This window comes from Skermanella sp. TT6, from assembly GCF_016653635.2.
Lineage (GTDB): Bacteria > Pseudomonadota > Alphaproteobacteria > Azospirillales > Azospirillaceae > Skermanella > Skermanella cutis.
Genome location: NZ_CP067420.1, coordinates 4,143,733 through 4,169,603 on the forward strand (window position 1 = coordinate 4,143,733; position 25,871 = coordinate 4,169,603).

Consider the following 25,871-nt stretch of genomic DNA (forward strand, 5'->3'; position numbering starts at 1 on the left):
AGAAAAATAGAATTAAAAATCCGTGTCCAATCGCGGTAGGGACGCCCGTTACCGGGCGCCCCCCGCACAGAACCGGACGTGCCCGATTAAGGCATCCGGCTCCCACCTTAGGTGTTTGACGCGAAAGCGGTTTCCGGGCCAGGGATGGATGATGCGCGGCCGTGGCAGCCAGTGATCGGCAAGGCGCGTGAGCTTTTCCCACGGTGTCTTGTCCTTCTGGCTGCGCCGGCGCAGCGCCCTCATCCACAGGACGCCGACATGGTAGCGCAGGTTGGCAAGGGCCCGGTAGTTGGTCGGGACGGCGAAGTAGGCGTAGAAGCCGCTCATCACCTGTCCCAGCCACCGGCCTTGCTCCGGGATGCCCTGGTGCCGGCGTCGCCGGAGTTCCTCCTTGATTTCCTTGAGCTTGGCCTGCTTGCGCTGGCGCCGGGTCTGGCGTTTCAGCAGGAAGCCGCCACGCCGGGACCGCCCACAGATGTGGGTGAAGCCCAGGAAGTCGAAGGTCTCCGGTTTGCCCGCGCCGCGCCTGGCCCGGTCGGCAGCTGCCTGCCGGCCGAACTCGATCAGGCGGGTCTTGTCGGCGTTCAGTTCCAGGGCGAACCGCGCCAGGCGCTCCCGCAGGTCCGCGAGGAACCGCTCGGCGTCCGACCGGTGCTCGAACCCGACGACGGTGTCGTCGGCGTAGCGCACCACGGCCATGGTCCCGGTCGCGTGGCGCTGGCGCCACTGCCGGACCCACAGGTCGTAGACGTAGTGGAGATAGACGTTGGCCAGCAGCGGCGATGCCACCGCCCCTTGCGGGCTGCCGGCCGTCGCCGGCTGCCGTTTCCCCGTCTCGTCCACCACGCCGACCGTCAGCCACTTGCGGATCAGCCGCAGGACGCGGGCATCGCCGATCCGGTGTTCCAGGAACCGCATCATCCACATGTGGTCGATGCTGTCGAAGAACGCCCGGATGTCTGCATCCAGGATCCAGTTCACCCGGCACTCGCCGATCGCCACCGCCAACGCGTCGAGCGCGTCGTGCTGCCCCCGTCCCGGCCGGAAGCCGTAGGAGAAGCCGAGGAAGTCTTCCTCGTAGATGGCGTTCAGCACCTCCACCAGCGCCCGCTGGACGATCTTGTCCTCCAGCGCCGCGATCCCGAGCGGCCGCATCCGGCCGTCCGGCTTGGGGATGAGATGCCGGCGTGACGGATGCGCCCGGTAGCGGCCGGAATGCACGCGGTCCTTCAGGTCCGCCAGCCGTTCCTCCAGCCCCTCCGCGTACTCCCGCCACGTCATTCCGTCCACACCCGGAGCCGCGTCCCGCTTCAATGCCCGATAGGCAAAGCGCAGCAGGTCGGTATCCACGTGCGTCAGAAGGGTGGTGAACCGCTCCTCCTTTCGCTCCCGTGCCGCTTGCCGTATGCGCTCCAGCCCCGAGAGCACGGGTGCCCGGTCCTGAGCCCGGCCCGTGTGCGGCGGAGACGCATTCCCCTCGGCCCCACCCCTTCCCTCCACCGGCTCCGCGTCCGCGTTCGCCGGCTTCGTCGGTACTATGGATGGGTCTGGAGCTTTAGCTAACGCCGAAGGCGATACCTCTTCGGCGCGTGCATCACCGGCTACGGCTCCTCGCCTTCCCGGTGCGGACCAGACGGCCATCGGCCCGTGGTCACGCCGAAGATCTCCCGGTTCCCGCGCAAGGAGCGTCCGCACATGCCAGGGTCTCTGACCACGCCGGACCGCCGGGGTGCTCGCATGACGCGCCCCGCCGTATCGCCTTCCAGGCACAGAACCCTGTCGGCATCCGGGATCGAGATTCTTACGCGGCTCAATGGCTGGCCTATGCGCTCCCCTGTCAACGCTTCGCCGGCGGCCTCACGACCGCCGCCGCATGACTCGGGGCCGGTGTGGATCGCTACTCCTTCACCGTACAGGACTTTCACCCGCTACTCCTTGCCGGTCTCCCGGCGCTCTCTGCGTCCATCTGTGGATGATTCAAAACCCGTCCCTCTCACTGCCAAGCCTTCAGCCGCTTCACGGCTTCGGTCATGTCGTCGGTCGAGCCGGCGAAGGAGAAGCGCATGAAATGGTGGCCGCGGTCGCGGTCGAAATCCACGCCCGGGGTCGCCGCGATGCCGGTCTCGGCCAACATGCGGCGGCAGAACGCCTCGCTGTCGTCGGTCATCGCCGAAATGTCGGCGTAGACGTAGAACGCGCCGTCCGCCGGGGCCAGCCGGTCGAATCCGGCCTTCGGCAATTCCTCCAGCAGAAGCGCGCGGTTGCGGGCGTAGCGGGCGACGTTGGCGTCCAGCTCTTCCGTGCAGCCGAACACCGCGCAGGCCGCGTGCTGCGACAGGCTGGGCGGGGAGATGAACAGATTCTGGCTCAGGCACTCGATCGAGCGGGCCAGGTCGTCGGGCACGACCATCCAGCCCAGCCGCCAGCCCGTCATGGAAAAGTACTTGGAGAAGCTGTTGATCACCAGTGCCTGGTCGGTCACCGCCAGCGCCGACGCGGCGGCCCCCTCGTAGCAGATGCCGTGATAGATCTCGTCCGAGACCAGCCGGATGCCCTTGTCGCGGCAGTAGGTCGCCAGCCGGCGCAGCTCGTCAGCCCCCAGCATGGTGCCCGCCGGGTTGGACGGGCTGGCGACGATCAGGCCTTCCACCGGGTACCCCAGCCCTTCCAGCAGTTCGACCGTCGGCTGGAACCGGGTTTCCGGCCCGGCGGGCATTTCGATCGGGACGATGCCCAGCGCCATCAGGATGTTGCGGTAGGCCGGATAGCTCGGGGCCGCCATGGCGACCCGGTCGCCCGGCTCGAACGCCGCCAGGAAGCCGAGCAGGAACCCGGCCGACGACCCAGTCGTGACGACCACGCGCCGCTCCGGCACCGGCAGGCCGTAGCGGTCGTGGTAGAACCGCGCGATGGCGGAGCGCAGCGGCGGGATGCCCAGCGCATCGGTGTATCCCAGCCTGTCGCCGTCGAGCGCTTTCTTGGCGGCTTCGATCACCGCCGCCGGCGCCCCGGTGGACGGCTGCCCGACCTCCAGGTGGAGCACGTCGCCGCCGGCGGCTTCCCGCTCGGCCGCGGCACGCATGACTTCCATGACGATGAACGGGGAGATGGCTCCCCGCTTTGCTATTTTCAGTGACATACCCTGACCATGAAACCCTGATTATGAAAAACGACGGAACCGTGGCTATTGGATGCTGGAAGCGAGGCCGAACCCGCGCGGGTCGGTCGCCGCGGAACAGGACCTGCTGCCGTCGTTTCGATTGACCTTGCAGCTCACCAGATTGACCCGGCCGAGCGCCTGGACGCCGTAGATCTCGCCCTGGACGCCTGACGTCTCGCGGCTGGCCGGCCGTTCGGCGGTCTCCTCGATCAGGGTCCCGCCGGCGGGATCGGGCGCCAGCCGGGGTGCCGTCACCGCGTCGAGCGCGTTCATATCCTGCTCCAGGGTCCGGAGCGCCACGTTGACCAGGGCGGCCGGAGCGGCGCCCGCCCCTTCCTCCCCGACGCCGACGCCGATCAGGCCGGCACTGCCGGCGAAGCGGGGCTGGTTCAGGTTGGGGTTGACCAGGATCGCCGGACCGCCGATCCCGCGCGCGCCGGTCGCCGCGGCCTGGAGGATGCCGGTACCCGGGATCATCTTCCCCGTCCCCATCGGGGCACCGACCGAGAAGGTGCAGGCGACCGCCTGACCGAACGGGTCGAACGTCACCAGGCCCGCCGTCGGCGGCCCCTCGGGCTCGACCTTCTCCAGCGCGCGGACCAGCCCGGCGTTGCGCCCGCCGGACGGGGCCTCCAGCGCCGCCCTCAGGGAGTCGGCGGCCGGCGCTCCTTCCGGCGGCGCCGCGAAATGCATCACCTCGTTGCCGTGCCTGACCTCGGCGGTGCCGCGCCACTGGGATTGGTAGGACGCCAGGGTGGCGGCGTCGAGCCCGACGCTCTCGGCGATCCGGGCGCCCAGCTGCCCGGTGTAGAAGACGCCGGCGCCGCGCTGGCGCACCTGGGCCAGCACGCCGGCGAGATCGGGCTGCTCCAGCTTCTGCCCCTCGCCGGGCGGCTGGGGACCGTTGGGCAGGTACAGGCGCCGGGCCTCGGCATCGTCGCCGGCGACGTCGCCGAACACCTGGAGGTCGCGGGCCAGCGCGCGGGATATCTGGGTCTCGAACCGGGCCTTCGCCTCCGCCGGCGCGACCAGCTGCTCCCAGCGCATCTTGCCGTGGGCCGCGTGCAGGGTCGCCAGCCCGCGCAGCATGGCCGGCACCGCGACCTGTCCGCCGTTCGGGGACCTGGGCAGGAAATCCAGGGTGCGGGTCTGCTTGGTGGCCGCGTCGTGGACGACGCAGATCCCGCCGCCGCCCAGCCCGACGCGGGTCGGCAGGGTCACCGCCATCGCGAGCCCCATGGCGGTCGCCGCATCGACCGCGTTGCCGCCCTGCGCCAGGATGTCACGGCCGATGACCGTGGCCCGCGGTTCGTCCGCCGCGACCCCCGCATTCACCTGGTGGGCACCGACGCGCATGGGCTGATTGGATGCGCAGCCCCCCACGGCGGCGGCGACCATGGTAATAATGCCCAAGCGTTGCCAGATTCGCGTATAAGCTGGACGCGGGATCGCCGTCCGGCCTCCAGATCCGGACTGGCATGTGGGAGAGGGCATGACTTTGCGTTTACCGCGGAAACTGGTGGTCAAGATTCGTATCCTCGCCGCGGCGTTTTCGGCCTTAGCATTGGTGGTGGTTTCGGCCGCGCCGGCGGAAGCGCAGCAGCGTCGCCTCCAGTTCATCCGCGACGCCGAGATCGAACATATCATCCGCACTTACGCGGGGCCAATCTTCGAAGCTTCCGGGATCAACGGGGACAGCGTCGAGATCGCGCTGGTCAAGGACAGCTCCCTGAACGCCTTCGTGGCGGGCGGCATGAACCTGTTCATCCATACCGGCCTGCTTCAGGAAAGCGAAAACCCGGACGAGCTGATCGGCGTGATCGCGCACGAGATCGGCCATATCGCCGGCGGCCATTTGATCCGGACGCAGGAGGCGATGGAGGGGGCCTCGGCCCAGGCCATCCTGTCGGCGCTGCTCGGCATCGGCGCCGCGCTGGCGACCGGCGAGGCGGGCGCTGGCGCCGCCATCCTCGGCGGTGGGCAGGAAATGGCCCGGCGCTCCTACCTGGCCTACAGCAGGGCACAGGAAAGCACGGCGGACCAGGCGGCGCTCGGCTACATGGACCAGGCGGGCGTCTCCGCCCGCGGACTGCTCAACTTCCTGGAAAAGCTGGCCGGACAGGACCTGCGGCCGACCGACCGCCAGGACGCCTTCGTCCGCACCCACCCGCTGACCCAGGACCGGATCGAGAGCGTCCGCTACCATGTCGAGCATTCCCGCGTGTCGGACCGAAAGGCCCCGGCCGAGTTCGTCGAGATGCACGCCCGGATGAAGGCCAAGCTGATGGGCTTCATCCAGCCCCAGATCGCCCTTCACCGCTACCGCGACTCCGACACCGAGGTGGCGCCCCGCTACGGCCGGGCGATCGCGCTGTACCAGCGCGGCGACATCAGGCAGGCGCTCCCCCTGATCGACCAGCTCATCAAGGAGGAGCCCGACAACCCGTTCTTCCACGAATTGAAGGGACAGGTGCTGCTGGAGAACAGCCGGGTGGCGGAATCGATCGCACCCTACCGGAAGGCGGTCGAGCTGCTGCCGGATTCGGCGCTGCTGCGCAGTTCCCTGGCCCATGCCCTGGTCGAGACCAACGACGACTCGCTGCTCGACGAGGCATTGAAGCACCTGAAGGCCGCGGCCGCGAAGGAGCCGCGCACCCCCTTCACCTGGCGCCTGATCGCCACCGTCTATGGCCGCGAGAACCAGCAAGGCATGCTGTCATACGCCCTGGCCGAAGAGGCCATGGCGCGCGGCGACCGGGCAGTCGCGCGGTTCCATGCGGAGAAGGCGGAGAACCAGCTCCCCGCCGGATCGCCCGGCTGGATCCGCGCCCAGGATATCCGGACCGCCACCGAGCGTCTGCCGACACGCTGATCCGCCCATCCCCGGCCGGAAAGCCGGTCCCCAGGTCGGAAAGCCGGCCGCGAGAGGGCTTGTCGCCGCGCTCCCGATTCGCCATCGTGCGGCAAGCCCCATTCGGAGAACACCTGATGCACCGCCCAGCATTCCTGCCCCGCCTGTTCGCCGCAGCCGCCCTGTCGGCCCTGGTCGGCCTCGCGCCACCGACAGGCGCGCAGGCCCAACAGCCGGCGCTCGATACGCCCGCGGGCAAGGCGGCGATCGAGCAGATCGTGCGCGACTACCTGCTCGCCCATCCCGAGGTTCTGGTCGAATCGCTGACGGCTTTCCAGGAGCGGCAGGAGGCCGCGCAGGCGGAGGCCCAGCGCGGCGCGCTGGTCAGCCGCCAGGAGGAGTTGTTCCGCAATCCGGCCTCGCCGGTCGCCGGCAACCCCCAGGGCGACGTGACGCTGGTGGAGTTCTTCGATTACCAGTGCGGCTACTGCAAGGCGGTCCATGCCGATGTCCGCCGTCTGCTGGAGTCCGACGGCAAGCTTCGGCTGGTCTACAAGGAGTTCCCGATCCTCGGCCCGGCATCGCTGACCGCTTCTCGGGCGGCGCTGGCGGCCCACCGCCAGGGCAAGTACGACGCCCTGCACGCGGCGCTGATGGAGAACCGCGGACAGCTCGACGACGACAAGATCTTCCGCATCGCCAATTCCGTCGGGCTGGACATGGAGCGCCTGAAGAAGGACATGGAGTCGCCGGAGATCCAGGAGACGCTCCAGCGGAACATGCGGCTCGCCAGCGAACTGAACATCCGCGGCACGCCGGCCTTCGTGGTCGGGGACCAGATCATCCCCGGGGCCGTGGGCCTCGACCGCTTGAAGGAACTGGTCGCCGCAGGGCGCGCCGGCTGACCGGCGCCGACCGCCCGGCGGGAAGCGCGTCGCCGCCGGCACCGAACCCTGGACGGGCCCGGCGCCGGTGGCCGGCGGTCACTCGGCGTCGGCCTGCTTGGCCGGATCGGCGTCCTGGAACGCGCGAAGCTCCCGGCAGGCGGACACGATCTTCATGATCCGCGGAAAGGGCGACAGGTCGATGTCGGCGCGCTCGGCATTGTAGACCTGGGGCACCAGGCATACGTCCGCCAAGGTCGGCTGGTCGCCGTGGCAGAAGGTGCCGGTCCCGGCGGCCGGCGTCAGGGTCCGCTCCAGGGCCGTCAGTCCCTCGACGACCCAGTGCCTGTACCACTCGTTCTTCGCCTCGTCGGAAGCCTTCATCGGCCCGACCAGGTAGCGCAGGACACGGAGGTTGTTCAGCGGGTGTATGTCGCACGCGATCGCCTGGGCGATGGCGCGTACGCGCGCCCGTTCGATCGGGTGCTTGGGCAGCAGGCTCGGCTCGGGATTGGTTTCTTCCAGGTACTCGATGATGGCGAGCGACTGGGTCAGGACGTGCGGGCCGTCGATCAGCAGGGGAACCATGCCCTGCGGGTTCAGCGCGCCATATTCGGGCGCGGACTGCTCCCCCTTGCGGAGGTGGACGAACCGATGGTCGACTTCAAGCCCTTTCAGATTAAGGGCGATTCGAACCCGGTAGGCCGCCGACGACCGGAAATAACCAAAAAGCTTCATTAACGATACTCCGCTCCTTCGCGGTTGCGGGATGCCGCCCGTCCGCGCATCTGTTAGTATACCGAGTCACCCAGCATCCGCATCTGGCCGCACGGTCGCACCCTTCAATATCACAAGGCCCGACTCCATGCCGAGATCTGCCGACCCCAGCATCGCCGTGTTCGACATCGGCGGTGTTCTCATCGACTGGAACCCCCGATACCTGTACCGCAAGCTGTTCGCGGAAGATACCGCCGCCATGGAGGAATTCCTCGCGACCGTCTGTACGCCCGACTGGAACCTTCAGCAGGACGCCGGGCGGCCTTGGAAGGAGGCGGTCGAGGAACTGAGCGCCCGCCATCCCGAAAAGGCGGAGCTGATCGCGGCTTACGACCTGGAGTGGGACGAGATGGTGCCGGGTCCCATCCCGGACACCGCCGACATCGTGTGGGACCTGAAGCGGCGCGGACAAAAGGTGTACTGCATCACCAACTTCTCGGTGGACAAGCTGGACCGGGCGCGCCGGCGCTTCGACGTGCTGAACGCCTTCGACGGCATCGTCGTTTCGGGCGAGGTGCGCCTGCTGAAGCCCGATCCCGCGATCTACCGCCGCCTGCTGGACGACCACGGCCTGTCGGCGGGTGACACGCTGTTCATCGACGACGTGGAAAAGAACGTCGAGGGCGCCCGGCACGTCGGCATGCACGCGGTCCGCTTCACCGATGCCGGATCCCTGCGCAGGGACCTGGCCCGGTATGGGATGCTCTGAACCGCTCCACGGCTGTCCGGCAAGATGGTTGCGTGTTTCTCAAAAGGCTTAATTATAGGCGGAAGCGCCCCCTTTTCGTCATACCCGGACTTGATCCGGGTATCTCCCTGCATGGCGGCGCTGATGAAGCCTGCAAGCGATGACCGGGTCAAGCCCAGTCATGACGATGAACGAAGGAACGCTCTACCAGAAGAGCAATCCTATGATTGACCCAGCAATCAGCGTGCCAGACGGCCGTGGAACGGTTCCGGCTACTCGCGCGTTCGGGCGATGACAATCCGCCGCATTCTTTGATGCCGACAAAAACATGTATTTCTCATGTATGTTTTTTCGATCAGTCGCGCATTCGAACGGAGGGAAGACCCATGCTGTCAGCGAAAACGGTCCAGGTGGTCAAGGCGACCGTCCCGGCGCTCAAGGACAAGGGGCTGGATATCACCCGCAGGATGTACCAGATCCTGTTCCGGAACGAGGAGATCAGGGATCTCTTCAACCAGTCCCACCATGGCGAGACCGGATCGCAGCCCAGGTCGCTGGCACTGGCCGTGCTGGCCTACGCCGAGAACATCGATCGGCTGGAGGCGCTTGGCCCGATGGTGGAGCGCATCGCCCAGAAGCATGTGGCCCTGAGCATCCTTCCCGAGCACTATCCCCATGTCGGGACGGCGCTGCTCCAGGCGATCCGCGACGTGCTCGGCCCCGCCGCCACCGACGAGATCATGGACGCCTGGGCGGAAGCCTACGGGTTCCTGGCCGACGTGCTGATCGGCCGCGAACGGGTGATCTACGGCGAACAGGTGGCCCAGCCGGGCGGCTGGACCGGCTACCGCGACTTCGTGATCGACCGCGTCACGACCGAAAGCGACATCATCAAGTCGTTCTACCTGAAGCCCGCCGACGGGGGCGCCCTGATGGCTTTCAAACCCGGTCAGTACCTGACCTTCCGCTTCGACCTGCCGGGCCACGGCTCCGTGGTCCGGAACTACAGCCTGTCCTGCGCTCCCGGGACCGACCATTACCGCATCAGCGTGAAGCGCGAGCCGGCGCCGGCCGGCAATCCCGCAGCCGGGCCGGGCCTGGTTTCCGGTTACCTGCACGACCACGGAGGCCCCGGCACCGTGCTGAAGGTCGCGGCCCCGGCCGGCGACTTCTTCCTGGACGACCCGGTGGCGGAACGCCCGGTGGTCCTGCTGAGCGGCGGCGTCGGCCTGACCCCCATGGTCAGCATGCTCGACAGCATCGTCGCCGCCGGCGCCGGGCGACCGACCCTGTTCGTCCACGGAACCCGATCAGGCGCCCACCATGCCATGAAGGACCATGTCAGGGCGGTCGCCGCCAGCCATCCCGGCGTCAAGGCCGTGACCTTCTATGAGCAGCCCGGCCCGCAGGACGTACCCGGCCGCGACTTCGACCATGCCGGCATGATCACCCCGGAATGGCTGGGCCGGATCGTGCCGCACACGGACGCAGATTTCTATTTCTGCGGTCCCAAGCCCTTCATGAGGCTGCTGGCCCGAACGCTGACCGATCTCGGCGTGGATCGGGACCGCCTGCACTACGAGTTCTTCGGTCCGGCGGACGAACTCTACGCCTGAGCCCGGCGCCGCCGTGCCGTGCCCGGATCCTGTGGCCGGTGCCGTCCCGCGGCACCGGCCTTTGTGCGAGGGATTCGCAACAAGATTACGCCTGGAGGACCTATCGCCTGCCAATTATGTTCATTTTCCGGACTCTTTAAGGCACAATCTTATCCACGACCAATGATTTCATTTGCACCCAGCCCCTCCACGGGGTTCATGATGACGAATGCCGGGATTTAGCGCAAAAGAAACCTGCAGCAGGTGAAACCTTGTCAAAGGAATTTCCCATGACCGCTCACCCTGCCGAGATGGAAGTCGCGACCGCGAACCGGTTGGACCCGAGAACCGATGCCAGGCAGCCCGACGAGGACCTGACCCGCGACCTGCCGGCCGCTCCGGCCCTGATCCTGGAGGATTACCTGCCCTACCGGCTATCGGTGCTGTCCAACACCGTCAGCCGGGCGCTCGCCCGCCTTTACGAGCAGCGATTCGGGCTCACCGTCGCGGAGTGGCGGATCATGGCCGTCCTGGCGCGGTTCGGCCCGCTGTCGGCCAACGCGGTCTGCGACCGCACCGCGATGGACAAGGTGCAGGTCAGCCGGGCCGTCGCCCGCGCCGTGGACGGCGGGCTGGTCGACCGCGGCATCGACTCGGTGGACCGGCGCCGGTCGGTGCTCACCCTGACCGCCAAGGGACGCGGAATCCACGACCAGATCGTGCCCCTGGCGGCGAACCTCCAGACCCATCTGCTGGCATCGCTGACAGCCGAGGAGAACGTCCAGCTCTACGACATGCTGGCCCGACTCCATGCCCGGGCGCGGGAGCTGCACGGCCCCCAGGACGAGGAGTAAGGGGAAGCCCCGGATGCAGCCGCATGCGGGGCGCTGAACGGCGCATGCGGGCGCGCGGCCGTCGTCGCGGCTTTTCCGCCACAGGTCGGCCGGGATACTTCGAAATCGTGGTGATTTCGCCGCAGGCCGGCCGCAGGCACCCCGCGGCCATTGCCGAAGGATCGACAAGTGCTATAAACGCGCCAACGCAACCGCAGCCGGAAAGCCGCTTCCCTTGGCGATCGAGCCCTCAGTCCTGATCCTCAACGGCCCAAACCTGAACATGCTCGGCGTCCGTGAGCCGGCCATCTACGGGACGGAGACCCTCGACGACATCGAGGCGCTGTGCCTGGAGCATGCCGAGTCGCTGAACATCGCGATCGATTTCCGGCAGTCCAACATCGAAGGCGAGTTGGTCTCCTGGATCCAGCAGGCCCGCGGCGAGCATGACGGCATCATCCTGAACGCGGCGGCCTACACGCACACCTCGGTCGCGATCATGGACGCCCTCTCGGTCACCGAGCTTCCGGTTGTCGAGGTGCATCTGAGCAATGTTTTCCGGCGCGAGGCCTTCCGCCACCACTCCTATGTGTCGCCTGTCGCGAAGGGTGTCATCTGCGGCTTCGGCGCGCATGGCTATCTCCTCGCGCTGGACGCGTTGGCGCGGCTGATCGATGCCGACATGAATGACGGGAACTGACATGGCGACTTTCGACATCGATGGTGAACTGGTCCGCAAGCTCGCGGGCCTGCTGGACGAAACGGGGCTGACCGAGATCGAGTTCGCCGAAGGCGAGAAGCGCATCCGGGTCACCAAGGGCGGCGGCACGCCGGCGTTCTTCTCCCATGCCCCGGCCGGCACCGCTCCCGCCCCCGCGGCGGCTGCGGCCCCGACATCGGCTCCGGCCGCCCTCGGCGTGTCGAGCCACCCCGGGGCGCTGACCTCGCCGATGGTCGGCACCGCCTATACCTCGCCGGAGCCGGGTGCCGCTCCGTTCGTGCGCGTCGGCGACACGGTCAAGGCCGGCCAGACCGTGCTGATCATCGAGGCGATGAAGGTGATGAACCCGATCAAGGCCCCGAAGGCCGGGACGATCGCCCAGGTTCTCGTCGAGGATGCCCAGCCGGTCGAGTTCGGCGAAGTCCTCCTGATCATCGAATAAGGGACCATCCCGTTGTTCGAAAAGGTTCTGATCGCCAACCGAGGCGAAATCGCGCTCCGCATCCACCGCGCCTGCCGCGAGATGGGGATCCAGACCGTCGCCGTCCATTCCACGGCCGACGCCGACGCCATGCATGTGCGGCTCGCCGACGAGGCGGTCTGCATCGGTCCGGCATCGGCCCGCGAGAGCTACCTGAACATCCCGGCGATCCTGACGGCCGCGACCATCACCGGCGCCGATGCCATCCATCCCGGCATCGGCTTCATGTCCGAGAACGCCCAGTTCGCCCGGATGGTGGAGGAGCACGGCTTCACCTTCATCGGCCCGACGCCCGAGCATATCCGCATCATGGGCGACAAGGTCACCGCCAAGAAGACGGTGCTGGAACTGGGGCTTCCGGTGGTGCCCGGCTCGTCCGGCCCGGTCGACACGCTGGAGGAGGCGGTCGAGGTCGCCGAGCGCACCGGCTATCCGGTGCTGATCAAGGCGGCGGCCGGCGGCGGCGGCAAGGGCATGAAGGTGGCCTATTCGGCCGACCAGCTGAGGGAGGCCTACCAGCTCGCCCGCGGCGAGGCGCGCGCCGCCTTCGGCAACGACCAGGTCTACATGGAGCGGTACCTGTCCCGGCCGCGCCATATCGAGATCCAGCTCCTGGGCGACATGCACGGCAACGCCGTCCATTTCGGCGAGCGTGACTGCTCGGTCCAGCGGCGGCACCAGAAGGTGATCGAGGAAGCGCCCTCGCCGGCGCTGAACGCGACCCAGCGGGCCTTCATCGGCGACCTCGCCGCCCGCACCACCGCGCAGCTCGGATACCGCGGCGTCGGCACCATGGAGTTCCTGTTCGAGGACGGCGAGTTCTACTTCATCGAGATGAACACCCGCCTGCAGGTCGAGCACACGATCACCGAGATGATCACCGGCATCGACCTGGTCCGCGAGCAGATCCGCATCGCGACCGGCGCGCCGCTGGGCTACGCCCAGGACGACATCCGCTTCCACGGCCACGCGATCGAATGCCGCGTGAACGCCGAGCACCCGGAGACCTTCGTCCCCTCCCCCGGCCGGATCGACGGCTACCATGCGCCGGGCGGGCTCGGCGTGCGGGTGGACAGCGCGCTCTACGACGGCTATCGCGTGCCGCCGCACTATGACAGCCTGATCGCCAAGCTCGTGGTCCACGGCACCACGCGCAACGAATGCATGATGCGCCTGCGCCGCGCGCTGGAGGAGTTCGTGATCGGCGGCGTCGACACCAGCCTGCCGCTGCACCGCCGGATCATCGCCGAGACCAACTTCATCAACGGCGACTACGACATCCACTGGCTGGAACAGCTGATGAAGCTGAAATAGGCGTCGGCCGGAGTGCTGCCCATGGGGAGGGTGCGCGTCGCGCGCGCCTCGGGCGGCGGGGCGCCGCCCCTCCGCACATCTACTCCGCGGCCTGGGCGGCCGGTTCGAACAGGACGCGGAGGCGGTCCATGGTGACCTTCTCCGGCGCGTATTCGGCCAGCGCGCCGGCCTCGACCTTCGCCTCGATCCCGTCCAGGGTCTCGTCGATCCGGTCGAACGGCAGGCCGAACAGGTCGAAGATCGAGTAGCGCCACCACTGCAGGCGGACCAGCCGCTCGACGGTCGCCTCGGGAAAACGCATGCGCTTCACCGTGGCCGGGGTTCCGGCCACGATGGAATAGGCCGGCACGTCCTTGACCACCACGGACCTGCCGGCGACGATCGCGCCGTCGCCGATGGTGACTCCCGCCTTGATGAACACCCCCTGCCCGATCCAGACGTCGTTGCCGATCGTGGTGATCTTGCAGGCGTCCTTGAACGGCACGCGCTGGCGCCGGATCTCGTCCACCCGGTCCGGGGCGCAGAAACGGGCCCAGTCGTGCAGGTCCGCGACATGGGTGACGCGCGAGCTGGTCAGCCAATCGACCGGATGCTCGTTCGACCCGATCATGACTTCCGGCGCGATCGAGCAGTATCGCCCGACCCGCACGTTGCCGATCTTGCCCCCGGCGATCGAGCAGAAGGCGCCGACCTGGACGACCGTCTTCGATGCGATGTGCGCCTGGACCATGGTCGGCGGCTCGAAGAACGAGGTCTGGTTGAGCGCCAGGACGCCGCGGGTCTGAGGCAGCTTCAATCCCAGAGTCGCCAGACGAGCGGCGGGGTTCGTCCCGAAGTCGACAGTCGCAAAACTCATGATATCGCCTCAAATCCAATGCATATGTGAATTACCTCCTCGATTATGGAAGTCTTCAGCTTTACAAAGAGTTTATGGGCGCATGCAGCCGAGTATACTCCCGGCTGCTCCGTTATGCCCGGGCCGTACTGACCGGCCGGGCGATGATTGCTGCCGGCAGCTCGATCGCGATGGTCGTTCCCTCTCCCACGACGCTTGCGATCCGCAATGTGCCGTCGTGCAGGTCCACGAGGGCCTGGACCAGCGGCATCCCCAGCCCGGTGCCGCCGTACCGGCGCGACAGGACCGGCTCGGCCTGCCAGAACGGCTCGCAAACGCGCGGCAGGTTGACCGGGTCGATCCCGATGCCGGTGTCCGCCACGGTGAGGACGACCCGGTCGCCGACGGGTGCCGCATCCACCGTCACGACGCCGCCCTCCGGCGTGAACTTCAGCGCGTTGGAAAGGACGTTCAGCAGGATCTGCCGGACGGCGCGCGGATCGGCCCTCAGGGCCGGGCAGCCGGCCTCGATGCCGACGGTCAGGGTCAGCTTGCGCTCGCGGGCCGTCGCGGACATCTGGCGGACGCAAGCCTCCAGCATGTGCCGGACGTCGAGGATCTCCGGGTAGATGGCGTGCCGTCCGGCGTCGATCTCGGTCAGGTGGAGCAGATCGTTGATGATCTGGAGCAGCTGGTTGCCGCTCCCGTGGATCTCGCGCGCGTAGTCGCCCAGCATCGCTCCCCTGGCCACCGACGCGGGATCGTCGCGGATCAGCTCGGAGAAGCCGATGATCGCGTTCAGCGGCGTGCGCAGTTCGTGGCTCATGGTCGACAGGAACTGGGACTTGGCCCGGCTCCCCTCCTCCGCGCGGATCAGGGCGCCGCGCAGTTCGTCGGCATAGCGCGCCCGCTCGCGCAGCGACGCGTCGAACGCCTTGAGGAACTGGTTGGTCCTGCCGACCAGCAGCCCGATCTCGTCGGCGTCGTGGCCGGGCGGAACCTCGACGAGGTGGCTGCCGGGCGACTGGGCGTCGATCCGGGTGAAGTCCTTGCTGATCGCCAGGATCGGCTTGGTCACCATGATATGGAACATGGCGGTCAGCAGCAGCCCCAGCAGCAGGTTGCGGAACAGGCCGCTGATCAGCGTGGAGCGCGCCCGCTCCAGGAAGGCCGTCGCGACGATGTGGCTGTCGACGGCGACGTAGAGCTTGCCGATCTCCAGCCGCGGCCGGTTCACCGGCTCGTAATAGAGCGGCACGGTGATGTCGAGCGACGTTCCGAACAGCCATTCCGAGAAGAGCCTAAGCCGGGACTCCACCAGGGGACGCTCGCGCACCGCGAGCTTGGCGCCGAACTCGTCCTGGATCCGCGCCTGGAAGATCGGCTGGTAGCTCAGCAGGCCCTTCAGGACATCGGAGGCCAGGGACGAGTCCAGATCGTAGGCGGCCTTCGCCGCGGCCTCCTCGATGATCCGGGTGACCTCCTCCAACGTGCGGCCCTGCACCTCCCGCTCTCGGTGGGCATCGTCCACCAGATCGAGCCCGCTGGCGACGATTCCCAGGAGGAGCGCGATGATGACCGTGTTGCGGGCCTGCCGGAAGGAAAGCCGGTCGAAGAGGCGAGCCATCATCCCCACATGTCCGCAGCCGGTCCGGATGAGCCGTCCGTCCCGGCGGGACTCCGGGACGCTGGCGCCGCCCGGGTCCTGCTGCCGGAAATCGACCCCAACGGTATCGGGCAGTTGATCCCAATTAAGTTAAGCTAAAGTTTATCATATTCACCCGACTGCCCGGGCGTTCAGGCGTCGAGGCTGCGGGATTCGTTCAGGAGCTGGTTCAGCCGTTCCTTCAGGTGCTTCACCTGGGTGGAGACCACCACGGCGCTGTTGTCGAGCACCAGCGCCAGCCCGCGCGTCTCGCTGGCATCCTCGGAAACCGCGGTGATCCGCTGGGATACCTCGCCGGTTCCGTTCGCGGCCGATGTCGCGTTGCGGCTGATCGTCTCGGTGGCGCTGCCTTGGTCGGTGACCGACCCGGCGATCCGTTCGGCGATCGCGTCGATCCGGCTGATCACCTCCTGGACTTCGTGGATATGGAAGATGACGGTCTCGGCGGCGCCCTGGACCGCGACGATCTGGCCGCTGATCCGATCGGTCGCCTGCCCCGTCTGCGTCGCCAGGACCTTCACCTCGCTGGCGACCACGGCGAATCCCTTGCCCGCCTCGCCGGCGCGCGCCGCCTCGATCGTGGCGTTCAGGGCCAGCAAATTGGTCTGGCTGGCGATGCCGGTGATCAGCTTGGCCGCATCCCCGATGTTGCGCGCGGCGTCGGCCAGCTTCGCCACGACCTGCCGTGTCTGCTCGCCCTGCCCGACCGCCCGCTTCACGATGTCCATGACCTCGGCGACCTGGGTTCCGATCGCCCGGGACGACGTCGCCAGTTCCTCGGTCGAGAGGGCGACGGTCTGCACGTTGGCCGTCGCGTCGCGTGCCGCCTCCGCCACGCCGGCCGACTGCTCGCCCGTGCGCCGCGCCGCGGCGCTCAGCCGCTCCGCGAGTTCGGCGATGCCGGCGGCCTGCTCGATCACCGCCGTGACGGTCGACTGGACCTCCGACTCCAATGCGCTCGCGAGGCTGGCGAGGCGGGCGGCGAACTCCTCCTTGCGGCGGCGCTCCTTGATCTCGTCCTCGGCCTTCAGCCGCTCCATTTCCTCCGCGTTGCTCCGGAACACCTCGATGGCCCGCGCCATGGCGCCGATCTCGTCGCGGCGCATCGCCCCCGGCACGATGGAGGACCGGTCGCCGGTCGCCAGACGCTGCATGGCGCATTCGATGGAGCGCAGGGGCCTGGTGATGCTGCGGACCAGCACGAGGCTGAGCAGGAGGAACAGCACGATGATGCCGGCCCCGGCGATCAGCCCCGTCCGGCCGGTCGCGTCGCGGACATGGTCCTTGTCGGTCCGGGCCGCCTCCATCCCGGCGCTCGCGAAGTCGAACAGGCCGGCGAACCGGCCGGGCATCGCGGCCAGGGCGGTGTTGAACGCCGCCACCTCCTGCACCAGCTTGCCCTGGTGCTCCACCAGGGCGGCGAGGTCGGCGCGATAGGCCGTCGCGAGGGTGACCAGCGCCTCCTGGGTCGGCGCGTCGAGGCCCGAGTCCATCATGCCGAACTCGAACTCCCGGAACGCCTTCTTGTGGGCGCCCATCACGCCGACGTCGCCGTACAGCAGGAAGTCCTTCTCGACCACCCGCATGGTCAGCATGCGCACGTAGGTCTGGGCCACCATGCCGATCGGCCATCTGCGCAGTTCGGTCTCGACCGCGCCGACCGAGGCGCGCAGCTTGCCCCGCAGGCCGCTCTCCTCGTCCAGCCCCATGACCTTCAGGGTCTCCTCCACGCCGGCGAACTGCTCCGCCGCGTGGCGCAGGGTCGAGCGCATGGCGTCGACCTGGCCGGCGGCGGTGCCGGTCGCGGGATGGGCGGCGACCCGGTCGAGCAGGCGGTCGACCTCGGCGGCGCGGGTCCGGAAGGCGGCGGCCGCGCGGGAATCACGGTTGGCGATGAAGTCCCGCGCCTGGATCTGGAGATCGGCCACCCGCCGCTCCGCCGAGGCGGCGAGCACCACCAGGTCGCCGAAGGACCCGAGCCTGCCGGTCGCCTGGTTCATGTGCCGGTCCGCCAGCAGGAACATCCCCACCATGACGATGACCGTGGCGAGGGCGACGATCACGAGCAATCCGACGCGCGTGCCGATCCCCAGGCGCGACAGGATGCCGGGCCTGTCGGCGGCATCGGCGGATCCGGACAGAAGAATAGATGCTTCGCACTCTGTCAAACTATCCAGGATGGCCGCATTCGACATGGTGTTCATGATCCCGAAACATGAATGTCACAAAACTGCCCAATTCACGACAGTCTTCAGGCCGGGCCTGCAAGGTGATTATTAGTCTATTACACTGGGACTTTCGGCCTCCGATTCTAAAAAAATCGTTTCGATTTCGGGCATGGCCGATATGTCGCGCCCTATATTGCCGGCCCGCGTGTTCGGGCGAACCGGTCCGCAAGGCGGCCCGCCTCCGGGACCGGCAGCGCCCTCCCCAAGCCCGGCGGCGCCCTATATAGTATCCCGGCGAGTTCGACCCGGAGCGGGAGACGACGACATCATAATGACTGGTTTGACGGCACAGCTTCTGCTGCGGGCCTATGCCGCCGGGATCTTCCCCATGGCGGAGAGCGCGGAATCCGACGAACTCTACTGGTTTGATCCCGAGCAGCGCGGCATCCTGCCGCTCGATGGAATGCATGTCCCGCGCCGCCTGCGCCGGACGGTCCGGAGCGGCCGGTTCGAGGTCCGGATCGACAGCGACTTCGACGGTGTCATCCAGGGCTGCGCGGAGGCGACGCGGGACCGGCCCAAGACCTGGATCAACGGCGAGATCATCCGGCTCTATTCGGTCCTGTACGACCTGGGCTTCGCCCATTCCGTCGAGGCCTGGCGCGACGGGCGGCTGGTCGGCGGGCTCTACGGCGTGGCGCTGGGCGGCGCCTTCTTCGGAGAGAGCATGTTCAGCCGGGAGACCGACGCCAGCAAGGTGGCGCTGGTCCACCTGGTCGCGCGCCTGCGCCGCAACGGCTTCACCCTGCTGGACACCCAGTTCGTGACCGAGCATCTCAGCCAGTTCGGCACGGTGGAGATCCCCCGCTCAAGCTACCGGGCGCAGCTCGCCCGCGCGCTCCAGGTCACGCCGGACTTCGCCGCCGGGACCGAGCGGGAGGTGATCGACGCCTATCTGCAGTCGATCACCCAGACATCGTAGACCGGATGCTCCAGGGCGGAGAGCGCCGGGCTCGACGCGAACATCCAGCCGCTGAACACCGCCTCGGTGGCCTCGTCGGGCCGTTCCTCCAGGATCTCCAGGAACGCGGCCGACTCCGGCGGCTCGACCGGCGACGCCTTGCGGCAGGTCTGCGCGGTGATGCGCAGCGAGCCGAACTCGACCGGCTGGCCGACCGGCACCTCGATCGTCACGACCCGGGCGGTCACCTTGTCCAGCCCCTGGAGCACGGCATGGGGCATGCTCTCCATCCCTTCCGAGGCGCCGGTCTGCGCCGAGGCCGGCATGGGCCGAACCACCGTCGCCAGTGCCGCCGATGCCAGGGCCGCGAAGGCAAGACCGGCGATGCCGGCCGGGAAATTCCGTCTGTCCATCAACTCTCCCGTTCGCCGGACCGTCGGCCGTCCGGCCTGTCCGCGGCGAACCGCAGGCGGACATAGTCGGCGTACCAGGTCCCGTCGGATTTCAGCAGGTCCGGGGCGATGGCCGCCATCACCTCGTCCAACACGGCGTTCCGCTCCCCCTCCGGCACGGCGGCAAGGAAGCTTCCCGCGAAGGTCGCGAGCCATCCGGCCATCCCGGTCGGCAGGGGCGTCGGCCGCTCGATCAGCTCGCACGAGCGCACCCGGAAGCCGGCCGCCGCCAGCCTGGCGGCATAATCGTCCGACGTGGGGAAGAACCAGGGATTGGCGGCCTTGCCGTCGATGCCGCGCCGGCCCAGGGCCGCCTCCAGCGCATGGACGATCCGGGCGACGTTGCCGGCCCCGCCGAACTCGCCGACGAACCGTCCGCCGGGCCGCAGCGCGTTCCACACCCCGGCGATCACGTCGTCCGGCCGGAGCATCCAGTGCAGCGCCGCGTTGGAGAAGACGGCGTCGAAGCCGCCGCCCACGGCCAGCGCATGCCCGTCCATCAGATGGACATCGATCCCGCGCGCCCGCGCCGCGGCGGTCAGCTCCGGGCTGGCATCCACGCCGACAACCCGGCAGCCGGCGGCCGCCAGCTTTTCCGTCAGGACGCCGTCGCCGCAGCCGAGGTCGAGGATGCGCTCGCCGGGCCGGGGGGCCAGCAGGTCGACGACCGGCAGGCCGAGATCCGCGACGAACCGGGCGTTTTCCGCGTAGCCGCAGGCATTCCAGCTCTGCGAAGGTCCGGTCCGGTCGGTCATACCCGAATCTCCCTGTTCAGCCAAATCCCCTTGTTCGGCGGGCATCCGGCCGGTCCGGCGGTCAGTTGCCGAGCAGCCCGCCGCCCTGGGCGCCGCCCGCCGCGGGAGGTGCCGGCGGGGCTCCTTCGCCCTGGCCCTGCTCCTGCCCTTGCGGGCCGCCGCCCTGCATGCTGAAGATGACCTGGCCCAGCAGCTGTTCCAGGCCCGGCGTGGACTGGGTGAAGTCGATCCGGCCCCCGGGCTGGATCATGTCCGGATCGCCGCCCGGCTCCAGCGCCATGTATTTGCCGCCCAGCAGGCTCTCGCTCGCGATCAGGGCGACGGTGTCCTTCGGCAGCTTGATGCTGGGATCGATCGTCATGCGGACGACCGCGAGATACGTGGACGGGTCCAGGGTCTGGCTGGTCACCGTGCCGACCTTGACGCCGCTGATCCGGACGTCGCTGCCGTTCTGCAGGCCGCCGACGCTGGAGAAGTTGGCCGAGACCTCGTAGCCCTCGACCCGCCGCAGGTCGGCGCTGGTGTAGGCAAAGACCAAAAAGAAACCCGCCACGGCGATGACGACACCGCCGAGCACGGTTTCAATGGTATTCCTGCGCATTCATGATTCCTCGGTGGATGGGCCCGCCGCGGCCGTCGCGTCCGGGATCGGACCGTCGGCCGGACGGGCGGGCGACCGGGGAGCAGGCCGGGCGGTCAGCCCGGAGTCCACGGTTCGTAGTCGCCGGTGGCGCGTCCGCGCTGGCCGCCCTCCAGCGTGTGGCCCGGCGGCCGGTAGGCGCCGAGGCTGCCGGTGGCGTTGGGCACGTGCGGCTTCTGCCAGGGCTTGTGGAACGCGCTGTTCTCCTTCAGCGGCTCGTTGACCGTGAAGTGCAGCCATCCGTGCCATTCCGGCGGAACCTTGGTCGCCTCCGGCTCGCCGTTGTAGATGACCCAGCGGCGCTCGCGTCGGCCCTTGGCCTTCTTTTCCCGGTAGTAGGCGTTGCCGAATTGGTCGGTCCCGACCAGCTCGCCGCGGCGCCACGTGAACAGGCGGATCTGCAGGTTGGACAGAAACGTGTTGAAGGATATGCGTTCTTTCATGGCCGCTCGCTGACGGGTTCGAACCCGCGTTCCGCTCTTTTCGTCGCCGCGGAATATGGCATCTGGGCCTGCCCGCGTCCAGCCGGACGCAAGAGGGGGAGTCCGATAATCGCCGGACGGCGACTCCGATGCGGCCCGGCGACTGAATCGGCGCACCCCTGTCAACGGCTTTACGCGGCGGCCGGACAAGGCTACGGTCACCGTCTCCCCGAACCTCTCCCTGAGACACCGTGTCGCGCCGAACACAGACACCCACGACATTTTGTGGGTGACGGAACATCGACGCCAAAATGTGGTTGCCTACACCAGAACTTGTGGCACACTCCGATCCAAGCACAGGATATCGTGGCCGGCCCGGACGGGCGAAGGCCGCGGTGCCACGGGGCAGCAAGAGTTTTTCAGCCGGCGCCGGCCAGGGATGGCGCCCGCCAGAGCCAAGGGATCACTGCGATGCGGATTGAGCGACGTTTCACGACCGAAGGAAAGGACGCCTACGACGGAATCGAGTTCCGCCGTACCACCAGCGAGATCCGCAATCCCGACGGCTCGGTCGTGTTCCAGCTCGCCGACATCGACGTCCCGGCCGACTGGAGCCAGGTCGCCTGCGACATCCTTGCGCAGAAGTATTTCCGCAAGGCCGGCATCCCCGCGGCCCTCAAGGCGGTCGAGGAGAACACCGTCCCCAGTTGGCTGTGGCGCAAGGTCGCCGACGAGGAGGCGCTGAAGCGCGTCTCCAAGGAGAACCGGCTGGTCGGCGAGACCTCGGCCCGGCAGGTGTTCGACCGGCTGGCCGGCACCTGGACCTACTGGGGCTGGCAGGGCGGCTATTTCGACGCCGAGTCGGATGCCCGCGCCTTCTTCGACGAGATGCGCTACATGCTGTGCCGCCAGATGGCGGCGCCCAACAGCCCGCAATGGTTCAACACCGGCCTGCACTGGGCCTACGGGATCGACGGCCCGGCCCAGGGCCACTACTACGTCGATTTCCGCACCGGCGAGCTCACCGCGTCCGAGTCGGCCTACGAGCACCCGCAGCCGCATGCCTGCTTCATCCAGGGCGTGCGCGACGACCTGGTCGGCGACGGCGGCATCATGGACCTGTGGGTGCGCGAGGCGCGCCTGTTCAAGTACGGATCGGGCACCGGCTCCAACTTCTCCAAGGTCCGCGGCGACGGCGAGAAGCTGTCGGGCGGCGGCCGGTCCTCCGGCCTGATGAGCTTCCTGAAGATCGGCGACCGCGCCGCCGGCGCGATCAAGTCCGGCGGCACCACCCGGCGCGCCGCCAAGATGGTCACGGTCGACCTCGACCACCCGGACATCGAGGCCTACATCGACTGGAAGGTGACGGAGGAGCAGAAGGTCGCGGCGCTGGTCGCCGGCTCCAAGCTCGCCTCCAAGCACATGAACGCGGTCATGGCCGCCGCCACCGAGGGCTTCTCCCCGACCGACCCGAAGCGCCTGGACCCCAAGGAGAACAAGGCGCTGAAGAAGGCCGTGATCGCCGCCCGCAAGGCGATGATCCCGGAGAACTACGTCCAGCGCGTGATCCAGTTCGCCGGCCAGGGCTACACCTCGATCCAGTTCAAGACCTACGACACCGACTGGGATTCGGAAGCCTACCTGACCGTCTCCGGCCAGAACTCGAACAACTCGGTCCGGATCTCCAACGACTTCATCGAGGCCGTGCTGGACGACGCCGACTGGCAGCTGATCCGCCGCACCGACGGCAAGGTCGCCAAGACCCTGAAGGCGCGCGACCTGTGGGAAAAGATCGGCGAAGCGGCCTGGGCCTGCGCCGATCCGGGAGTCCAGTTCGACACCACCATCAACGAGTGGCACACCTGCCCGGCGTCCGGCCGGATCAACGCGTCGAACCCGTGCTCGGAATACATGTTCCTGGACGATACGGCGTGCAATCTGGCGTCGCTGAACCTCATGACCTTCCGCCGTCCCGACGGCGAGTTCGACATCGAGTCGTTCGAGCATGCCTGCCGGCTGTGGACCGTCGTGCTGGAAATCTCGGTCCTGATGGCCCAGTTCCCGTCGAAGGAGATCGCCCAGCTCAGCTACGAATTCCGCACGCTCGGCCTCGGCTACGCCAACCTGGGCGGCCTGCTGATGGCGGCCGGCATCTCCTACGACAGCGACGCGGGCCGCGCGCTGTGCGGCGCCATCACCGCCGTCATGACCGGCGTGTCCTACGCGACCTCGGCCGAGATGGCGCAGGAACTGGGGACCTTCCCCGGCTACGAGATCAACCGCGACCACATGCTTCGGGTGATCCGCAACCACCGCCGCGCCGCCTACGGCGACGCGTCCGGCAACGGGCCGGAGTACGAGGGCCTGTCGGTCCTGCCGGTCGCGATCCGGGAAGACGAGTGCCCGAACCGGGACCTGGTCGCGGCGGCCCGGCGCGCCTGGGACGGCGCGCTGGAGCTCGGCGAGCTGTACGGGTTCCGCAACGCGCAGGCGACGGTGATCGCCCCCACGGGCACCATCGGCCTGGTGATGGACTGCGACACCACCGGCATCGAGCCGGACTTCGCCCTGGTGAAGTTCAAGAAGCTGGCCGGCGGCGGCTACTTCAAGATCATCAACCGGGTCGTGCCCGAGGCGCTGCGCAAGCTGGGCTACACGCCCGAGCAGATCGAGGCGATCGAGCGCTACGCCGTCGGCCACGGCACGCTGAAGGCAGCACCCGGCGTCAACCACGCCGCCCTGAAGGCGAAGGGCTTCACCGACGAGACGCTGAAGGCGCTGGAGCAGGGACTCGGCAACGCCTTCGACATCAAGTTCGCCTTCAACAAGTGGTCGCTGGGCGCGGAATTCTGCACCGAGGTGCTGGGCATCCCCGCCGCCGCGCTGGATGATTTCGGCTTCGACATGCTGGCCCACCTGGGCTTCTCGCGGGCCGAGATCGACGCGGCGAACACCTATTGCTGCGGCGCCATGACTCTGGAAGGCGCCCCGCACCTCCGCGAGGAGCATCTGCCGGTGTTCGACTGCGCCAACCCGTGCGGCCGGATCGGCAAGCGCTACCTCTCGACCGAGAGCCACATCCGCATGATGGCGGCGGCCCAGCCCTTCATCTCGGGCGCCATCTCCAAGACCATCAACATGCCGAACTCGGCCACGGTCGAGCAGTGCAAGGACGCCTACATGCTGTCCTGGCGCCTGGGCACCAAGGCCAACGCGCTGTACCGCGACGGCTCCAAGCTCAGCCAGCCCCTGTCCAGCAGCATCCTGGAAGGCGAGGACGAGTCGGAGGACGAGGATACCGTCCAGGCCATCATCGACGCCCCGCCGGCCGAGCGGGCGCCGATGGTCGCGGAGCGGATCGTCGAGAAGGTGGTCGAGCGCATGCGCGAGCGGGCCGACCGCGAGAAGCTGCCGCACCGGCGCAAGGGCTACACCCAGAAGGCCGTCGTCGGCGGCCACAAGGTCTATCTGCGCACCGGCGAGTACGAGGACGGCCGGCTGGGCGAGATCTTCATCGACATGCACAAGGAAGGCGCCGCCTTCCGGTCGCTGATGAACAACTTCGCCATCGCGATCTCCATCGGCCTTCAGTACGGCGTGCCGCTGGAGGAGTTCGTGGAGGCCTTCACCTTCGTCCGCTTCGAGCCGTCGGGCCCGGTCCAGGGCAACGACGCGATCAAGATGGCGACCTCGGTGATCGACTACATCTTCCGCGAACTGGCGATCAGCTACCTGCAGCGCACCGACCTGTCCCACGCCACCCCGGACGACCTGTTCCCCGACAGCCTGGGTACCGGCGACGGCGAAGGCAACCTGCCCCCGGCGGCGGAGCGATTCACCAAGGACACGCTCGACGCCGTGCAGAAGGTCGCCAGCAAGGGCTATGTCCGGTCCAACCTGCGCGTCCTGCCGGGCGGCCAGTCCACCCGCGCCGTCGCCGCCATGGCGGTGGCCACGGGTGCCCAGGCCACTGCGCTGAGCAGCGGCGGGGCCGCGCTGGGGAACGAGGCGACCGCCCGCGCCCTGTCCCCCGACCAGTCCCAGCCCGCCGTCGCCGTGGCGGTCGCGACCGCGCCGGCGGCCGACCAGCGGATGGAACGCATCCGCGAGGCCCGCGCCAAGGGATACGAGGGCGATCCCTGCGGCGAGTGCGGGAACATGACGCTGGTGCGCAACGGCACCTGCATGAAGTGCGACACCTGCGGGTCCACGACCGGCTGCTCCTGAGCCGGGCCGACGGCAGCCCCCTCCCGGGGGCGCCGTCCGCCGCGCCCGCATCGACTGTTTCCATTTGCCCGCCGCGACCATCCGGTCGCGGCGGGCAAATGCGTTCCGGCCTCCCGGAGCGTACACCGGAGGAAAGTCGTTTTCCGCCTTGTTTCCTGTTTTCTGAAGTGACTCGGTCCAGAGAGGTGTTTTGCCTGCAAATCCAGCCAGAGCAGTCCTCAGGGAACGACTGTTCCACGATCTAATCGCCGGATCGATCAGAGGCATCGGTGGGGAAACCGGCCCAACTAATCTCACGGGGCACGACGGGTGATCACTTTTCCTTGCGAAGTTGCCTGGATATACCCGGAAGGCCGGAATCCTGATGTTTTACCCCTGCCTTCGTTACTTGATTGGCTCAAAGCCAAGAGATAACGTTCGAGGATGTCACCCCATGTCCGG

The 25,871-nt window shown here is 68.0% G+C and carries 21 protein-coding genes; 10 read left to right on the forward strand and 11 right to left on the reverse strand.

All coding sequences use genetic code 11. The features are described 5' to 3' along the window. Positions 1-48: 48 nt before the first annotated feature. The 3 genes from ltrA to IGS68_RS19335 form a co-directional block, all read right to left on the reverse strand. Complete coding sequence (ltrA, locus tag IGS68_RS19325; RefSeq protein ID WP_201072755.1) at positions 49-1,428, reverse strand: group II intron reverse transcriptase/maturase; 1,380 nt, start codon at positions 1,426-1,428, stop codon at positions 49-51. A gap of 565 nt (positions 1,429-1,993) precedes the next feature. Then, positions 1,994-3,139 (reverse strand): pyridoxal phosphate-dependent aminotransferase, encoded by a 1,146-nt coding sequence (locus IGS68_RS19330; protein WP_201072757.1) that lies wholly within the window; start codon positions 3,137-3,139, stop codon positions 1,994-1,996. Positions 3,140-3,184: 45 nt separating this feature from the next. Next, a complete protein-coding gene (locus IGS68_RS19335) occupies positions 3,185-4,516 on the reverse strand; it encodes a gamma-glutamyltransferase (RefSeq protein WP_201072759.1) in 1,332 nt (443 codons plus the stop codon). 163 nt (positions 4,517-4,679) lie between these two features. Here IGS68_RS19335 and IGS68_RS19340 point away from each other — a divergent pair, with 163 nt between their 5' ends. Both IGS68_RS19340 and IGS68_RS19345 read left to right on the forward strand, forming a co-directional pair. Then, positions 4,680-6,032 carry a M48 family metalloprotease gene (locus IGS68_RS19340; RefSeq protein WP_247880979.1) on the forward strand — a complete coding sequence of 451 codons (1,353 nt, stop codon included), beginning with the start codon at positions 4,680-4,682 and terminating at the stop codon, positions 6,030-6,032. Positions 6,033-6,148: 116 nt separating this feature from the next. Continuing rightward, on the forward strand, positions 6,149-6,916 hold the full coding sequence (locus IGS68_RS19345) for a DsbA family protein (RefSeq protein ID WP_201072769.1): 768 nt from the start codon (positions 6,149-6,151) through the stop codon (positions 6,914-6,916). Positions 6,917-6,994: 78 nt separating this feature from the next. Here the strand turns inward: IGS68_RS19345 and maiA are convergent, their stop codons facing one another. After that, entirely contained in the window at positions 6,995-7,633 is a 639-nt protein-coding gene (maiA, locus tag IGS68_RS19350; RefSeq protein ID WP_201072771.1) for a maleylacetoacetate isomerase, read from the reverse strand. Positions 7,634-7,760: 127 nt separating this feature from the next. On the opposite strand from maiA, the gene IGS68_RS19355 reads away from it, so the two are divergent. The 6 genes from IGS68_RS19355 (at position 7,761) to accC (ending at position 13,304) form a co-directional block, all read left to right on the forward strand. Further along, entirely contained in the window at positions 7,761-8,381 is a 621-nt protein-coding gene (locus IGS68_RS19355; RefSeq protein ID WP_201072773.1) for an HAD family hydrolase, read from the forward strand. A gap of 365 nt (positions 8,382-8,746) precedes the next feature. Continuing rightward, on the forward strand, positions 8,747-9,976 hold the full coding sequence (hmpA, locus tag IGS68_RS19360) for an NO-inducible flavohemoprotein (protein ID WP_201072775.1): 1,230 nt from the start codon (positions 8,747-8,749) through the stop codon (positions 9,974-9,976). Positions 9,977-10,245: 269 nt separating this feature from the next. Beyond that, positions 10,246-10,809, forward strand: coding sequence for a MarR family winged helix-turn-helix transcriptional regulator (locus tag IGS68_RS19365; protein ID WP_247880980.1), 564 nt, complete (start codon positions 10,246-10,248; stop codon positions 10,807-10,809). Positions 10,810-11,023: 214 nt separating this feature from the next. Continuing rightward, a complete protein-coding gene (aroQ, locus tag IGS68_RS19370) occupies positions 11,024-11,488 on the forward strand; it encodes a type II 3-dehydroquinate dehydratase (RefSeq protein ID WP_201072777.1) in 465 nt (154 codons plus the stop codon). Between the two features lies 1 nt (position 11,489). After that, positions 11,490-11,951, forward strand: a complete 462-nt coding sequence (accB, locus tag IGS68_RS19375; protein WP_201072779.1) for an acetyl-CoA carboxylase biotin carboxyl carrier protein — start codon at positions 11,490-11,492, stop codon at positions 11,949-11,951. Positions 11,952-11,963: 12 nt separating this feature from the next. Beyond that, the gene (gene accC / locus IGS68_RS19380) at positions 11,964-13,304 is read left to right on the forward strand and encodes an acetyl-CoA carboxylase biotin carboxylase subunit (RefSeq protein WP_201072781.1); all 1,341 of its coding nucleotides are present in this window, start codon (positions 11,964-11,966) and stop codon (positions 13,302-13,304) included. A gap of 79 nt (positions 13,305-13,383) precedes the next feature. Here accC and IGS68_RS19385 read toward each other — a convergent pair whose 3' ends face one another. The 3 genes from IGS68_RS19385 to IGS68_RS19395 form a co-directional block, all read right to left on the reverse strand. Further along, positions 13,384-14,160, reverse strand: coding sequence for a CatB-related O-acetyltransferase (locus IGS68_RS19385; RefSeq protein WP_201072783.1), 777 nt, complete (start codon positions 14,158-14,160; stop codon positions 13,384-13,386). Positions 14,161-14,272: 112 nt separating this feature from the next. Next, positions 14,273-15,769, reverse strand: a complete 1,497-nt coding sequence (locus IGS68_RS19390; protein WP_201072785.1) for a sensor histidine kinase — start codon at positions 15,767-15,769, stop codon at positions 14,273-14,275. A 167-nt stretch (positions 15,770-15,936) separates the two neighbouring features. Further along, positions 15,937-18,000 carry a methyl-accepting chemotaxis protein gene (locus IGS68_RS19395; RefSeq protein ID WP_201072787.1) on the reverse strand — a complete coding sequence of 688 codons (2,064 nt, stop codon included), beginning with the start codon at positions 17,998-18,000 and terminating at the stop codon, positions 15,937-15,939. A gap of 304 nt (positions 18,001-18,304) precedes the next feature. Here IGS68_RS19395 and aat point away from each other — a divergent pair, with 304 nt between their 5' ends. Continuing rightward, positions 18,305-18,955 (forward strand): leucyl/phenylalanyl-tRNA--protein transferase, encoded by a 651-nt coding sequence (aat, locus tag IGS68_RS19400; RefSeq protein ID WP_201072789.1) that lies wholly within the window; start codon positions 18,305-18,307, stop codon positions 18,953-18,955. On the opposite strand, the gene IGS68_RS19405 is transcribed toward aat, so the two are convergent. The 4 genes from IGS68_RS19405 to IGS68_RS19420 all read right to left on the reverse strand — a co-directional run bounded on the left by IGS68_RS19405 (position 18,925) and on the right by IGS68_RS19420 (position 21,224). Continuing rightward, positions 18,925-19,347 (reverse strand): DUF2155 domain-containing protein, encoded by a 423-nt coding sequence (locus IGS68_RS19405; RefSeq protein WP_247880981.1) that lies wholly within the window; start codon positions 19,345-19,347, stop codon positions 18,925-18,927. The two genes, aat and IGS68_RS19405, sit on opposite strands and share 31 nt — an antisense overlap. Next, a complete protein-coding gene (locus IGS68_RS19410; protein ID WP_201072791.1) occupies positions 19,347-20,141 on the reverse strand; it encodes a class I SAM-dependent methyltransferase in 795 nt (264 codons plus the stop codon). Before IGS68_RS19410 ends, IGS68_RS19405 begins: the two co-directional genes overlap by 1 nt. A gap of 61 nt (positions 20,142-20,202) precedes the next feature. Beyond that, entirely contained in the window at positions 20,203-20,742 is a 540-nt protein-coding gene (mlaD, locus tag IGS68_RS19415) for an outer membrane lipid asymmetry maintenance protein MlaD (RefSeq protein ID WP_201072793.1), read from the reverse strand. Positions 20,743-20,837: 95 nt separating this feature from the next. After that, positions 20,838-21,224, reverse strand: coding sequence for an NADH:ubiquinone oxidoreductase subunit NDUFA12 (locus IGS68_RS19420; protein WP_201072794.1), 387 nt, complete (start codon positions 21,222-21,224; stop codon positions 20,838-20,840). Positions 21,225-21,674: 450 nt separating this feature from the next. Here IGS68_RS19420 and IGS68_RS19425 point away from each other — a divergent pair, with 450 nt between their 5' ends. After that, the gene (locus IGS68_RS19425; RefSeq protein WP_201072795.1) at positions 21,675-25,430 is read left to right on the forward strand and encodes a vitamin B12-dependent ribonucleotide reductase; all 3,756 of its coding nucleotides are present in this window, start codon (positions 21,675-21,677) and stop codon (positions 25,428-25,430) included. The last annotated feature ends 441 nt before the right edge of the window (positions 25,431-25,871 follow it).

Bases quoted from the DNA above. Each gene is read 5' to 3' on its own strand.
- IGS68_RS19330 (WP_201072757.1), bottom strand. From the start codon at position 3,139: ATGTCACTGAAAATAGCAAAGCGGGGAGCCATCTCCCCGTTCATCGTC.
- IGS68_RS19335 (WP_201072759.1), bottom strand. From the start codon at position 4,516: ATGCGCGTCGGTGCCCACCAGGTGAATGCGGGGGTCGCGGCGGACGAA.
- IGS68_RS19345 (WP_201072769.1), top strand. From the start codon at position 6,149: ATGCACCGCCCAGCATTCCTGCCCCGCCTGTTCGCCGCAGCCGCCCTG.
- maiA (WP_201072771.1), bottom strand. From the start codon at position 7,633: ATGAAGCTTTTTGGTTATTTCCGGTCGTCGGCGGCCTACCGGGTTCGA.
- IGS68_RS19355 (WP_201072773.1), top strand. From the start codon at position 7,761: ATGCCGAGATCTGCCGACCCCAGCATCGCCGTGTTCGACATCGGCGGT.
- hmpA (WP_201072775.1), top strand. From the start codon at position 8,747: ATGCTGTCAGCGAAAACGGTCCAGGTGGTCAAGGCGACCGTCCCGGCG.
- IGS68_RS19365 (WP_247880980.1), top strand. From the start codon at position 10,246: ATGACCGCTCACCCTGCCGAGATGGAAGTCGCGACCGCGAACCGGTTG.
- accB (WP_201072779.1), top strand. From the start codon at position 11,490: ATGGCGACTTTCGACATCGATGGTGAACTGGTCCGCAAGCTCGCGGGC.
- IGS68_RS19385 (WP_201072783.1), bottom strand. From the start codon at position 14,160: ATGAGTTTTGCGACTGTCGACTTCGGGACGAACCCCGCCGCTCGTCTG.
- IGS68_RS19390 (WP_201072785.1), bottom strand. From the start codon at position 15,769: ATGATGGCTCGCCTCTTCGACCGGCTTTCCTTCCGGCAGGCCCGCAAC.
- IGS68_RS19395 (WP_201072787.1), bottom strand. From the start codon at position 18,000: ATGTCGAATGCGGCCATCCTGGATAGTTTGACAGAGTGCGAAGCATCT.
- aat (WP_201072789.1), top strand. From the start codon at position 18,305: ATGACTGGTTTGACGGCACAGCTTCTGCTGCGGGCCTATGCCGCCGGG.
- IGS68_RS19405 (WP_247880981.1), bottom strand. From the start codon at position 19,347: ATGGACAGACGGAATTTCCCGGCCGGCATCGCCGGTCTTGCCTTCGCG.
- IGS68_RS19410 (WP_201072791.1), bottom strand. From the start codon at position 20,141: ATGACCGACCGGACCGGACCTTCGCAGAGCTGGAATGCCTGCGGCTAC.
- mlaD (WP_201072793.1), bottom strand. From the start codon at position 20,742: ATGCGCAGGAATACCATTGAAACCGTGCTCGGCGGTGTCGTCATCGCC.
- IGS68_RS19420 (WP_201072794.1), bottom strand. From the start codon at position 21,224: ATGAAAGAACGCATATCCTTCAACACGTTTCTGTCCAACCTGCAGATC.
- IGS68_RS19425 (WP_201072795.1), top strand. From the start codon at position 21,675: ATGCGGATTGAGCGACGTTTCACGACCGAAGGAAAGGACGCCTACGAC.